Here is a 12,528-nt window from a genome sequence, read left to right as displayed (position 1 = left end):
TACTGCAGGGGGGACCCTGTGGGAGAGTAGGACACCGCCGAACAAGTTTTGGGAAAGCCCCGCACCTTTTGGTGCGGGGCTTTTCTGCGTTCAGCCGCAATCCGAACCGATCCGGCCCTGTTCGGTCGGTCGGTTCGGCGTACCGCATTGGAGGCTGAATCAGAGGCGACCCGCTGCCTTGAGAGCGAGATAGGCGTCTGCGAGGGCCGGCGCGAGGTCGTCCGGGGTGGCGTCCACGACAGTGACGCCGTGACGCTGCAGTTGCTCCGCGCTGCGGCGGCGCTGGGCCTGGGCCTGGCTGCCTGCGGCGGCTTGGTAAACCGCTTCAACGGTGCCGCGTGCCTTCGTCATCCTTTCCGTCTGCGGGTCCGAGACGGAGGCCACCACGACGGTATGGCGCTGGGTCAGCTGCGGAAGAACCGGGAGCAGGCCCTCTTCGACGGGAGCGGCTTCCAGGCTCGTCAGGAGCACGATCAAGGAACGCCGGGGGGCGGTGGCCAGGGCCGCAGAGCTGAGGCCGCGCGCGTCGGTTTCCACGAGTTCGGGTTCGAGCGGGGCGAGGGCGTTCACGAGCGCCGGTAGGAGGTCCTTCGCGGAACGGCCCTGGACGCGGGCACGGACCCGGCGGTCGTAGGCAAGGAGGTCCACGCGGTCGCCTGCCCGCGAGGCAAGCGCCGTGAGGAGCAGCGCGGCGTCCATGGACGCGTCGAGGCGGGGCACGTTGCCGACCCGGCCGGCCGATGTGCGGCCCGTGTCGAGAACGACGAGGATGTGCCGGTCCCGCTCGGGACGCCAGGTGCGGACGGCCACGGTCGTATGGCGGGCGGTCGCGCGCCAGTCGATGGACCGGGTGTCGTCGCCGGGGACGTAGTCGCGCAGGCTGTCGAACTCCGTGCCCTGACCGCGGATGAGGACACTGGTGCGGCCGTCGAGTTCCCGGAGGCGGGCCAGTCTGGACGGCAGGTGCTTGCGGCTGGTGAAGGGCGGCAGGACACGAACCGTCCAGGGGACCTCGTGGTTGCCCTGTCGGGCGGCGAGGCCGAGCGGACCGTAGGAACGGACGGTCACCCGCGCGGCGTGCCGGTCGCCGCGACGGGTGGGCCGGAGGACGGTCGTGAGGCGTCGGCGTTCGCCCGCCGTGACGGTAAGTCGGTGCCGTGAGGCGGCCTGCTCGCTGCCGGGAAGCCAGCTGCTGGGCGGCCAGGCGTCGCGGAGGTGGGCACGCAGGCGCCGACGTGAGGGGTTGGCGACAGTGAGGTGCACTTCGGCGCCGTCACCCAGTCGAACGTTCGTGTCACCACTTCGGGTGAACCGGAGCGTGCGTACTGGCGCCGCGAGCGCATAGTCGCACAGAATTGCGAGTGAAAGGGGCGCGTTGACGGCGAGCATCCCCGTCCAACTGGGGGCGAAGATGCCGACGGGCAGGGCGCCGATGGCGGCCAGGAGCGCGCTTCGTCCGGTGAGGGCCACGGTTCACCGCCCTATCGCGGGACGGGGACGTGGGTGAGGATCGCGGTGATGACGGAGTCGGGGGTGACTCCTTCCATCTCCGCCTCTGGTCGCAGTTGGACGCGGTGGCGGAGGGTGGGCAGGGCCAGGGCTTTCACGTCGTCGGGGATGACGTAGTCGCGGCCGGTGAGCCAGGCCCAGGCGCGGGCGGTGGAGAGCAGTGCGGTGGCGCCTCGTGGGGAGGCGCCGAGGCTGAGTGAGGGGGATTCACGGGTGGCCCGGCAGATATCGACGACGTAGCCGGCGATGTCGGCGGAGACCGTGGTCTTCGCGACGGCGGCGCGGGCGGCTTCCAGGTCGGCGGGGCCGGCGACGGGGCGTACCCCGGCTGCCCTCAGGTCTCGCGGGTTGAAGCCTTCGGCGTGGCGGGTCAGGACGTCGATCTCGTCCTGGCGGGTCGGCAGAGGCACCGTCAGTTTCAGCAGGAACCGGTCCAGCTGCGCTTCGGGTAGCGGATACGTGCCCTCGTACTCGACGGGATTCTGAGTGGCGGCGACGAGAAAGGGCTCTGGAAGCGGACGCGGTGTGCCGTCGACCGTGACCTGGCGTTCCTCCATCGCTTCCAGGAGCGACGACTGGGTCTTGGGAGGTGTCCGGTTGATCTCGTCCGCCAACAGGAGGTTGGTGAACACCGGGCCGGGCTGGAAGGAGAATTCGGCGGTCCGGGCGTCGTAGACCAGGGAACCGGTGATGTCGCTCGGCATCAGATCGGGAGTGAACTGAACGCGCTTGGTGTCCAGTTCAAGAGACGCGGCGAGCGCACGGACGAGCAGGGTCTTGGCGACACCGGGCACACCCTCGAGGAGGACGTGACCTCGGCAGAGCAGGGCGACGACGAGCCCGGTCACAGCCGGGTCCTGCCCGACCACGGCCTTCGCGATCTCGGTGCGCAGGGCCTCCAGGGAGGAGCGGGCGCTGTCCGAGTTCTCAGCGGTCTCGGGGGTCGGGGCACTCATGAGGTGCGTACCTCTCTTTCGAGGGCGTCGAGGTGGTCTGCGAGCTGGATGAACGCGGTGTCGTCGGCGGGGGCCTGGCCGAAGAGGAGATCTCCGACATCCCTGTCCCGGGTGGCGAGCCGTGCTGATACGGCCGGCATCAAGGATTCGGGGGAGTGGGCTTCGGTCAGTGGGACGCCAAGGATGCGCGCGAGACGGGTTCGGGCCTCGGTGCGGAGGACAGCGGCCGCGCGGTCGCGGGCGTTCGCGCGGTGGTAGAGGCGTGCGCGGCCCTCGGTGGTCTCGGAGGCGCGGATGGTGACGGGGAGCTGTTCGGTGACGAGGGGGCCGAGGCGCCGGGCGCGCCAGATGGCGGCGAGCGCGGCGGCGAGGAGGAGTTGCAGGGTGCCCCACAGCCAGCCGGACGGGATCAGTTCGAGGAAGCCGCGTTCGGCGGGGCTCTCCTGGCGATCGCCGCTCCCGTCTGCGGCGGAGGGGTCGTCGAGGGAAGGGAGGTACCAGACGAGATGAGGGCGGGAACCCAGGAGTTGGAGGGCGAGCGAGGCGTTGCCCCGCTTGTCCAGACGCTCATTGTGGAGGATGTCGGGGGACCCGAGGAGGACGGTGTCACTTCCGGCGGGGCCGTTGATCCGCAGGAGAGTGGCCAGGTCGTCGTTGGGATAGCAGGCGTCGCCGCCCGGGAGTTCGGTCGTGTAGCGCTCGCCGCCGAGGTCGACGTCGCCGGCCCGGTCGGCGGCGGGCATGGAGCACTGGGGGGAGAGCGCGGAGACGGGAGCGGGGGTTCCTGCGCTCACCCCGGGCGCCAGGGTGCCGACGGAGGGAGCACCGGCGGAGAGCAGCACGGTGCGGCCGGTCGCGGTGTCCATGTCGCTGCGGAGGCGTTTCTGCTGGCGCTCCGTCAGCAGGTCGGGGGCGGTGACGAGGAGGGTGGTGTCGGGGCCCGACGCGGTGGTGGCTTGATCGAGGGTGGTGACCACTCGGGTGGTGACCCCGCGCTGTTGCAGCAGTTCGGCGACGGCGCGGCTGCCCCGTGGGTCGGGGGAGCGGGGGTCGAGGTGGCCGTGCCGGCCGTCGGAGCGCACGAGGGCCATGACGATTCCCGCCAGGACGAGGATGACCAGAGCGAGCAGCAGCCCTCTCACCCGCGTCCAGATCTGGCGGGTGGTGAGAGACGTGGAGGTGGGGGAGCCGGTGGAGGTGGCGGTCATCCGGCGGCTCCCCGGGTGGTGCCGCTCAGTTGGGGCTTGGCCCGTTCCAGTGCGGAGTCCGCGTCCTTGAGGCGCTGGTACGCGTGCTGGTCGGCGGTGCGGCCACCGTATGTGATGTCGTCGAACGCTCGTGCGGCTGCTCGGAGTTCGTCGGCGTGGGCGGGCAGGGAGCGGCCGGCCTCGGCCGCGGCCTCGTCGGCGGTCCGGCCGGGGCGCGGTTCGAGGATGGCGCGTTCTTCCAGGGAGCGCACGATGGCTCGCATCCGTTCCTGGACGGCCTCGTTCCACCGGTCGGCCGAGGCGTGCTGGTCGGCGGCGACGCGGTGATCGGTGGCGCTGCGGACGCGGTCGCCGAAGAGTGGGTCGGAGGTGACGGGTCCTCGCCGGGGGCTGCCGAGGCGCCACCACAGGGCGCCTGTGAGGGCCACGATGACGAGGGCGATCACCACGAGACCGAGCAGGCCTCCTGGGGCGGCTTCCGACGCAGAGCCGAAGAGACTGCCGACCCAGTCCCAGAAGGCGTCGAGAGCCCGCTCGAGCAGGTTGGGGTCGTTCTCGTGGTACATGGGCTTGGACAGTTCCCGCTCCGCCGCCTCACGGGCGGGGAGGCGGGGAATGTCCAGCGGTACGTCGTCGCTCGCGCGGACCGTCGGCCACGCCGTCGTCACGCCCCCCGTGTTCGGCACCGCATCAGCTCCTGGGGGCGGTGTCGCCGGGCGAGGAGGAGTCGTATCCGGGTACGCCCGCGGCGCGGGCCAGTTCGAGGTCGAGGGCCTCCCGCCGGATGCGCTGGTCGATGTAGAGGAGGACCGAGACACCCGAGGAGATCGGGTAGGTGATCGAGGCGGCGATCACCGCCCCGATCCCGGTGATGATCAGAAAGACCAGACCGAACTGGGGGGTGGTACCGGCGAACAGGCCGCTGAGCCCGCTGCCGTCCACCGCGAACGCGATGACGGTGAAGGGGACGGCGATCATCATCGAGATGATGAACATCATCAGCATGGTGAGCGTCAGGATGCCGAAGATCCGCCACCAGGCGCCCTGGACGAGCTTGGCGGAGCGCTTCAGGGACGCGATCACCCCCTGTCGCTCCAGCATCAGCACCGAGTAGGAGAGGCTGAACCGGACGAGGAGCCAGAGGATGACGGCGACAGCGGCGACACCGCCCAGGGCGGTCACCAGCACATCCGCGGGCGAGCCGTCGATGAGCAGACCCGGGAGCAGGCCGATCGCCATGAGGGCGGCGCTCAGCACCGGCAGCAGGAGTGTCAGGCCGAGGAGTTGGGGAAGCCTCGGCCGGGCCTCGCGCCAGGCGTCGGAGAGTGTCACCGGGCGGCCCAGCACCGCGCGGCTGATCACGACGGTCAGCAGGGCGGTGGTGATGAAGGTGCCGATGAGGGTGAGGAGCGTCGTGGGGCCCAGGGAGATGAGGCTCGCCTTGAGGGACTCCACCGACTGTTGCAGGGCCTCCTCCGGGGTGGCGTCCGCACTGAGCTGAGGCGGTGCCGGTACCAGGAAGCGCTGGAAGAGGATGTCGCCGATCTGCGTGATGACGGAGACGGTGAGCGTGATGGCCAGCACGGTCCGCCAGTGGGCGCGCAACGTGGAGACCGCGCCGTCGAGGATCTCGCCGACGCCGAGGGGGCGCAGCGGGATGACGCCGGGCTTGGCGGCCGGCGGTCGGCCCCAGCCGCCCTGGTGAGGGCCGCCACCCCAGCCGGGTGCGGGTGCGCTCGGCGGAACGGGACCAGAGGGGCCCGGCGCGGTCGGTGGAGTCCACTGCGCCGCCGGCGGCTGATTGGCGGACCACTTGGAGGGCGCGCCGGGAGCGTCGGCGGGCTCGGCGGGCCGTGGGACGTCGGGGCCCTGGCCGTCGGAGGGCGAGGATCCGGGCGAGGCCCAGCCCGGAGTGTCGTTCACGGTCGTCCACCTCGTGCGTTCGTCGCGGTGCCGACTCGTCGAGCCGGCTCGGTCACGGTGCCGGGCCGCTCGGTGAGGCAGGCAGGTTGGCAGCCATGGTGCCACGCGCCGTCCAGGGCCGGGCCTGGGGTCGGATCTCGTCGGCACCTTCATTGTCCGTGGTTCAGCGGGCAGACTGGGCGGATGGCTGATCAGTACGCACAAACTCCCGGCTCCGCATCCTCCATGCTGCCCTCCCTGCGTTGGGAGGAGCCGCCGGAAGGACCGGTGGTGGTGCTCCTCGACCAGACGCGGCTGCCGGTCGAGGAGGTCGAGCTGGTCTGTACGGATGTTCCCGCGCTGGTCCGGGCGATCCAGACGCTCGCCGTGCGCGGGGCGCCGCTGCTGGGTATCGCGGGTGCCTACGGTGTGGCGCTGGCCGCCGTGCGGGGCTACGACGTGGACGAGGCGGCGGAGCTGCTGGCGGGGGCACGGCCCACCGCGGTGAACCTGGCGTACGGAGTGCGGCGGGCGGCCGGGGCGTACCGGGTGGCGCTGGAGAAGGGCGCGGGCCGGGAGGGGGCCGCACGGGCGGCGCTGGCGGAGGCCAGGGACCTGCACCGGGAGGACGCCGAGGCCAGTGCGCTGATGGCGGGGCACGGGCTGGCACTGCTGGACGAGCTGCTGCCGGGAGGCGGGCACCGGATATTGACCCACTGCAACACCGGGGCCCTGGTCTCGGGCGGGGAGGGGACCGCGTTCGCCGTGGCGCTGGAGGCGCACCGGGCGGGCAGGCTTCGGCGGCTGTGGGTGGACGAGACGCGGCCGCTGCTTCAGGGGGCGCGGCTGACGGCGTACGAGGCGGCGCGCAGTGGCATGGCGTACACGCTGCTCACGGACAACGCGGCGGGTTCGCTGTTCGCGGCCGGGGAGGTGGACGCCGTGCTGATCGGGGCGGACCGGATCGCCGCCGACGGTTCGGTGGCGAACAAGGTCGGGAGCTACCCGCTCGCGGTGCTGGCCAGGTACCACCATGTGCCGTTCGTCGTGGTGGCGCCGATCACGACCATCGACCTGCGGACACCGGACGGGGCGTCCATCGAGGTGGAGCAGCGCGCAGGGCAGGAGGTGACGGAGCTCACGGCTCCGCCGCAGGTGGCGGCCGGGGGAGTGGGGCCGGGCGCCGGCGGTGGGCTGCCGGTGGCGCCGCTGGGGACCCAGGCGTACAACCCCGCCTTCGACATCACGCCCCCGGAACTGGTGACGGCGATCGTCACCGAACAGGGGGCGGTTTCCCCGGTCACCGGGGCAGGAATTGCCGAGCTGTGTGCCAGGTCACGCCAGGTAACGATTAGCTAATGGGATGATGTCGATTATGAAGGGACGCGTCCTAGTCGTCGACGACGACACCGCACTGGCCGAGATGCTCGGGATTGTGCTGCGTGGTGAGGGTTTCGAGCCGTCGTTCGTAGCGGACGGCGACAAGGCGCTTGCCGCTTTCCGGGAGGCCAAGCCGGACCTGGTGCTGCTGGACCTCATGCTGCCCGGCAGGGACGGCATCGAGGTGTGCCGGCTCATCCGGGCGGAGTCCGGAGTGCCGATCGTGATGCTCACCGCCAAGAGCGACACCGTCGATGTGGTGGTCGGGCTGGAGTCCGGCGCCGACGACTACATCGTCAAGCCGTTCAAGCCGAAGGAGCTGGTCGCCCGGATCCGGGCGCGGCTGCGGAGGTCGGAGGAGCCGGCGCCGGAGCAGCTGACCATCGGTGACCTGGTCATCGACGTGGCCGGTCACTCCGTGAAGCGGGACGGGCACTCGATCGCGCTGACCCCGCTCGAGTTCGATCTGCTGGTCGCGCTGGCCCGCAAGCCGTGGCAGGTGTTCACCCGTGAGGTGCTGCTGGAACAGGTATGGGGGTACCGCCACGCCGCGGACACGCGCCTGGTGAACGTCCATGTGCAGCGGCTTCGCTCCAAGGTCGAGAAGGACCCGGAGCGGCCGGAGATCGTCGTCACCGTACGTGGTGTCGGCTACAAGGCCGGACCGAGCTGACATGTCCCGCGGCAGCGCTGCTCCGAAGCCCGGGAACCCGGGAGTCCGTGCGGGGCGGGCTGCCGGGCCGGGGCGTCAGTCCTGGCGGTCGGGTCGTCTGTTCCAGGACGGGGCGCCGGGTGGGCCGGTGCTCCGGCTCCTGGCGCGCTGGGTGCGCCGTCCGCTGCTGCCGGCGCTCCGGCTGTGGCGGCGGAACATCCAGCTGCGGGTGGTCGCCGGCACGCTGCTGATGTCACTCGGAGTGGTGCTGCTGCTCGGGTTCGTGGTGATCGGGCAGATGCGCAATGGTCTGCTGGACGCCAAGGAGCGGGCCGCTCAGAGCCAGGCGTCCGGTGGCTTCTCGGCGGCCCAGGGCCAGGCCGATGAGCAGCCGGGGACGGTCGGGCCGGACGGCGGGACGGCGCGGGCGTCGCTGAACTGGCGGTCCGATCTGGTCGTGCAGCTGGCGAGCGGCGGCCAGGGCGCGTTCAACGTGGTGGCTCTCAGCTCCGACTCGGAGGGCGCGGCGCCCAGCCGGGGCGCGCGGGCCTCCGGCGGTGTCGAGCCGGCGCGGAGCATCCCGGTCAAGCTGCGGGAGTCGGTCGCGTCGCACGGGCCGGGGGCGTTCCAGACGTACACCCGGATCAACTACTCGGACGGCAAGCCCTCCGAGGCCGGGCTGGTGATCGGAAAACGCCTCAATGACATCGACGGCAACGCGTACGAGCTGTACTACCTGTTCCCGCTGACCCAGGAGGAGGACTCTCTCGCCCTGGTGAAGACGACCCTCGCGACGGCCGGGCTGTTCGTGGTGGTGCTGCTGGGCGCGATCGCCTGGCTGGTGGTGCGGCAGGTCGTGACACCGGTCCGGATGGCGGCCGGGATCGCCGAGCGGCTGTCGGCGGGACGGCTTCAGGAGCGCATGAAGGTCACCGGCGAGGACGACATCGCCCGGCTCGGTGAGGCATTCAACAAGATGGCGCAGAACCTCCAGCACAAGATCCAGCAGCTGGAGGAGCTGTCGCGGATGCAGCGGCGGTTCGTCTCGGACGTTTCGCACGAGCTGCGTACGCCGCTGACCACGGTACGGATGGCGGCCGATGTCATTCATGAGGCGCGGGAGGACTTCGACCCGGTGACGGCTCGTTCCGCGGAGCTGCTCGGTGACCAGCTGGACCGGTTCGAGTCGCTGTTGTCGGACCTGCTGGAGATCAGCCGCTTCGACGCGGGTGCGGCGGCGCTGGAGGCGGAGCCGATAGACCTGCGGGAGGTCGTCCGCAGGGTGATCGGCGGCGCCGAGCCGCTGGCCGAGCGCAAGGGCGGCCGGATCCTCGTGGTGGGGGACGAGCAGCCGGTGGTCGCGGAGGCCGACGCGCGCCGCGTCGAGCGGGTGCTGCGGAACCTCGTCGTCAACGCGGTGGAGCACGGTGAGGGCCGGGACGTGGTGGTGCGGATGGCTGCCGCGGGAGGTGCGGTGGCCGTCGCGGTGCGTGACTACGGGGTCGGCCTGAAGCCGGGTGAGGCGACGCGGGTGTTCAACCGCTTCTGGCGGGCGGACCCGGCGCGGGCCCGTACCACGGGTGGTACGGGGCTGGGGCTTTCGATCGCCGTGGAGGACGCGCGTCTGCACGGTGGCTGGCTGCAGGCGTGGGGTGAGCCGGGTGGCGGTTCGCAGTTCCGGCTGACGCTGCCGCGTACGGCGGACGAGCCGTTGCGCGGGTCGCCGATACCGCTGGAGCCGGAGGACTCGCGGCGCAATCGCGAGCGGGCGGCCGTCGAGGAGGCGCCGCAGGGCGCCGGCCGGCTGCCGGTGGTGCCGGGCCAGGCGGGGGGCTCCACCCGCGCGGCGCTGCCCGCGCCGTCCCGTACGGCGCTGCCGCCGAGGCAGGCGGCGCAGGTGCCCGCCGACCCGACGGCCCTGCCCGGCAGCGGTTCGCGGGTGGTGTCGCGTGGACCCGGAGAGCGGGCGGGCGAGGACGGTTCGTCCACGGCCCAGGAGAAGCGGGAGGGGACGCGTCGTGGGCGCTGAGCGTCGTCACGGCCGGGGGCGCACGGTGCGGGCAGCGGTGCTGCTCGCGTGCGGGGTGCTGCTGGCCGGTTGCGGTTCGATGCCCGACTCCGGGGACGTCTCCCAGGTGAAGGCGTCCAACCCGGGGGACTCGCAGGTGCGGGTGTATCCGGTGACGCCACGGGAGAACGCGGAGCCGGACGAGATCGTCAACGGGTTCCTGGAGGCGATGACCGGTGACGACCCGGGGTTCGCCACGGCCCGGACGTACCTGACCAGGAAAGCGGCCCAGGAGTGGAAGCCCGAGGCGGGCACCACGGTGCTGATGGCCGCGCCGGTCAGCCGGCAGGAGCGGAGCGGTATCCGCGAGACACAGGACCGCCGCGTCTACGCGCTGCACGGCGACAAGATCGCGACGGTGGACGGTCGTCACGCCTACCGGCCGGTGCGGACGACCAAGTACTCCGGGGCGATCCAGCTGGTGCGGGCGCCCGGCCCGGACGGCAAGGGCAAGGAATGGCGCATCGACAACCTGCCGGCGGGACTGCTGCTCGGGGAGTCGGATTTCCAGCGCAACTACCGGGCGGTCAACAAGTACTACTTCGCGTCCGGCCGGCACTGGGTCGTGGCCGACCCGGTGTACATCCGGCAGCGGCAGGACCCGGTGACAGGCATGGATCCGGTCGCGCAGACGGTCAAGGCGCTGCTCGAAGGGCCGACGAACTGGCTGGAGCCGGTGGTGGATTCCAGTTTCCCCACCGGCGTGGCGCTGAAAGCCGGTGTCACGTCGCTGACGCCCGACGACCAGAACAGACTCAAGGTGCCCCTCAATAAGAAGGCCGACAACATAGGTTTCGGCACATGCCGGCGGATGGCGGCCCAATTGCTGTTCACCCTGGGCGATTTGGCGTCCACCAGGGTGGAGCAGGTCGAGTTGCAGCGTGAGGACGGGGGCACGCTGTGTTTGATGGGGGAAAGTCAGAGGGAGAACTACCGGCCCGATCCGTCGGGCGGCCTCAAGTCGGCGAACCCGTATTTCATCGACGCGTCCGGCCGGCTGGCGAAGCTGGAGGCCGGCGGGGAGAACGTGGGCAAGCCGTCGCCCGTGCCGGGGCCGTTCGGCAGCGGGGCGGTGAAGGTCTCCAAGGTCGCGGTCGACCGCGACGAGCGGCGGGCGGCCGTGGTGTCGGACGGCGACGCGTACCTGCGGGTGGCTTCCGTCGTCTCCGACGGGGCCGGGGAGCTCCCGCCGCCGGTGGTGAGCAGTGAGGGTGCACGGCGCGACGACCGGCTGTCCGCCCCCAGCTGGGACGGCCGCGGGGGTCTGTGGGTCGCCGACCGCGACCCGGCGAACCCGCGGTTGCTGTTCCTTCCGGACGGCTCGGAGGAGCCCGTGCCGGTGGCTGCTCCCTGGCTCGCCGACGGGGTGCGGATCGAGGGGCTGAGGGTGTCCGAGGACGGCGTGCGTATGGCGCTGCTGCTCAAGGAGGGCGACAGGACGACCCTGCACATCGGGCGGGTCGAGCGGCAGGGGGCCGGCGCGAAGCAGACCGTGCAGGTCGTGGACCCGCAGGCGATCGCCCCCCGGATGGAGTCGGTGACGTCGGTGTCGTGGGCGGGGCAGAGCCGGCTGGTGGTGCTGGGGAAGCTGGCCGGCGGGGTGCAGCAGGTGCGCTACATCCAGACGGACGGTTCGACTCCGGCCGCGGCGATTCCGGGGCTGAACCAGGTGAAGATGGTCGCGGCGTCGAACAATGAGCGCGCCCCGCTGGTCGCGGCTTCCGCCGACGACGGCATCGTGCGGCTGTACGCGGGAGCGAACTGGCAGCCGATGGTCGAGAAGGGGACCTTCCCGGTCTATCCCGGCTGACACCGGTCCGCGGGCCCCGCGGCGGCGGGGGACGGCCGGTTGTCCACAGGGGTGGAAGGCGGGCCCGCGCCGTTGGGACAGTGGGTCATGCGCTGGTGGTGGCGGGAGATGGCCGGGTTGGTACTGCCGGTGGCCTGCGGCGGGTGCGGGCGGCCGCGTACGCCGTTGTGCGGGGCGTGCGCGCGGGGGCTGGGCGGGGCCGAAGCCCGGCGGGTGCGGCCGGTGCCCGAGCCGGCGGGGCTTCCGGTGGTGTGTGCCGCGGCCCCCTACGCGGATGCCGTGCGGGCGGTGCTGCTCGGCCACAAGGAGCGCGGGGCGCTGGGGCTGGCACGGCCGCTGGGGGTCGCGCTGGCCGGTGCCGTCAGGGCCTCTGTGGCGGCTTCTGGCGGCTCGGACGGCCTGCCGCTGCTCCTGGTGCCGGTGCCCTCCGCGCGGCGCGCGGTGCGGGCGCGTGGGCACGACGCCGGGCGCCGGATCGCGCTGGCGGCGGCGGCCGAGCTGCGGCGGAGGGGGACGGCGGCGCGGGTGCTGCCCGTGCTGCGGCAGCGCCGCGCGGTGGCCGACCAGGCCGGGCTGGGCGCGCGGGAGCGCCTGGCCAACCTCGCGGACGCCCTGGAGGCGGCACCCGGCGGCGGCCGCCTGCTCGGGGGCGGCAGACCCGTCCTGGTCGACGATCTCATGACCACGGGGGCTTCGCTGGTCGAGGCGGCCAGGGCCCTGCGGGCCGGTTCCGAGCCGCGAATCGGGGGACTCGTACAGGTGAGCGCCGCGGTTGTCGCCGCTCCTCCGGTCTCCTTCGAAATAATCCGGAACTGACGGGGAACGTGCAACGTTGTAGCTACCGAGGGAGCGAAAACACCTGATCGGAGGTTCGTGCGGATAGCGGGTGCCGACATCCGCCGGAGCGAGCTATGTTCGGGTGTGAGGAATGGCGAAAGCCGCGCTTCACCGAATGCGCTGCCGTGTTTCCGGCCGGATTCCGGGCACGGTCAGGACATCGAGGTGGTGGGGTGGGGATCTTGCCTACGGGGGAGGAGGAGGAC

General features: G+C 71.9%; 10 protein-coding genes. 5 read left to right on the top strand and 5 right to left on the bottom strand.

All coding sequences use genetic code 11. The features are described 5' to 3' along the window. Window positions 1–159 precede the first annotated feature (159 nt). The 5 genes from ABD347_RS26920 to ABD347_RS26900 are packed head-to-tail and all read right to left on the bottom strand — an operon-like array spanning window position 160 to window position 5,596. The gene (locus tag ABD347_RS26920; RefSeq protein WP_344366034.1) at window positions 160–1,470 is read right to left on the bottom strand and encodes a DUF58 domain-containing protein; all 1,311 of its coding nucleotides are present in this window, start codon (window positions 1,468–1,470) and stop codon (window positions 160–162) included. Window positions 1,471–1,481: 11 nt separating this feature from the next. Next, window positions 1,482–2,465 (bottom strand): AAA family ATPase, encoded by a 984-nt coding sequence (locus ABD347_RS26915; protein WP_344366032.1) that lies wholly within the window; start codon window positions 2,463–2,465, stop codon window positions 1,482–1,484. Beyond that, window positions 2,462–3,673 carry a DUF4350 domain-containing protein gene (locus tag ABD347_RS26910; RefSeq protein WP_344366029.1) on the bottom strand — a complete coding sequence of 404 codons (1,212 nt, stop codon included), beginning with the start codon at window positions 3,671–3,673 and terminating at the stop codon, window positions 2,462–2,464. The genes ABD347_RS26915 and ABD347_RS26910 overlap by 4 nt, the downstream gene beginning before the upstream one ends. Next, window positions 3,670–4,359, bottom strand: coding sequence for a DUF4129 domain-containing protein (locus tag ABD347_RS26905; RefSeq protein WP_344366027.1), 690 nt, complete (start codon window positions 4,357–4,359; stop codon window positions 3,670–3,672). The genes ABD347_RS26910 and ABD347_RS26905 overlap by 4 nt, the downstream gene beginning before the upstream one ends. A 4-nt stretch (window positions 4,360–4,363) precedes the next feature. Continuing rightward, a complete protein-coding gene (locus ABD347_RS26900) occupies window positions 4,364–5,596 on the bottom strand; it encodes a DUF7847 domain-containing protein (RefSeq protein WP_344366025.1) in 1,233 nt (410 codons plus the stop codon). A gap of 183 nt (window positions 5,597–5,779) precedes the next feature. Here ABD347_RS26900 and mtnA point away from each other — a divergent pair, with 183 nt between their 5' ends. From mtnA to ABD347_RS26875, 5 genes are all read left to right on the top strand, one after another. Beyond that, complete coding sequence (gene mtnA, locus ABD347_RS26895; RefSeq protein ID WP_344366022.1) at window positions 5,780–6,934, top strand: S-methyl-5-thioribose-1-phosphate isomerase; 1,155 nt, start codon at window positions 5,780–5,782, stop codon at window positions 6,932–6,934. Window positions 6,935–6,938: 4 nt separating this feature from the next. After that, on the top strand, window positions 6,939–7,628 hold the full coding sequence (mtrA, locus tag ABD347_RS26890) for a two-component system response regulator MtrA (protein WP_344366020.1): 690 nt from the start codon (window positions 6,939–6,941) through the stop codon (window positions 7,626–7,628). Window position 7,629: 1 nt separating this feature from the next. Then, window positions 7,630–9,636 (top strand): MtrAB system histidine kinase MtrB, encoded by a 2,007-nt coding sequence (mtrB, locus tag ABD347_RS26885; protein ID WP_344366018.1) that lies wholly within the window; start codon window positions 7,630–7,632, stop codon window positions 9,634–9,636. Then, window positions 9,626–11,485, top strand: a complete 1,860-nt coding sequence (locus ABD347_RS26880) for an LpqB family beta-propeller domain-containing protein (protein WP_344366016.1) — start codon at window positions 9,626–9,628, stop codon at window positions 11,483–11,485. Before mtrB ends, ABD347_RS26880 begins: the two co-directional genes overlap by 11 nt. Window positions 11,486–11,572: 87 nt before the next feature. Further along, on the top strand, window positions 11,573–12,301 hold the full coding sequence (locus tag ABD347_RS26875; RefSeq protein ID WP_344366039.1) for a ComF family protein: 729 nt from the start codon (window positions 11,573–11,575) through the stop codon (window positions 12,299–12,301). The last annotated feature ends 227 nt before the right edge of the window (window positions 12,302–12,528 follow it).

It is taken from the genome of Streptomyces gobitricini, assembly GCF_039532985.1.
Lineage (GTDB): Bacteria > Actinomycetota > Actinomycetes > Streptomycetales > Streptomycetaceae > Streptomyces > Streptomyces gobitricini.
The sequence above is the reverse complement of the archived record's forward strand: the minus strand, read 5'-3'. Positions and strand labels throughout refer to the sequence as shown.

Excerpts from the sequence above, each read along its gene's own strand:
- mtrA (WP_344366020.1), top strand. The coding sequence starts at position 6,939 with ATGATGTCGATTATGAAGGGACGCGTCCTAGTCGTCGACGACGACACC.
- mtnA (WP_344366022.1), top strand. The coding sequence starts at position 5,780 with ATGGCTGATCAGTACGCACAAACTCCCGGCTCCGCATCCTCCATGCTG.
- ABD347_RS26875 (WP_344366039.1), top strand. The coding sequence starts at position 11,573 with ATGCGCTGGTGGTGGCGGGAGATGGCCGGGTTGGTACTGCCGGTGGCC.
- ABD347_RS26915 (WP_344366032.1), bottom strand. The coding sequence starts at position 2,465 with ATGAGTGCCCCGACCCCCGAGACCGCTGAGAACTCGGACAGCGCCCGC.
- ABD347_RS26910 (WP_344366029.1), bottom strand. The coding sequence starts at position 3,673 with ATGACCGCCACCTCCACCGGCTCCCCCACCTCCACGTCTCTCACCACC.
- mtrB (WP_344366018.1), top strand. The coding sequence starts at position 7,630 with ATGTCCCGCGGCAGCGCTGCTCCGAAGCCCGGGAACCCGGGAGTCCGT.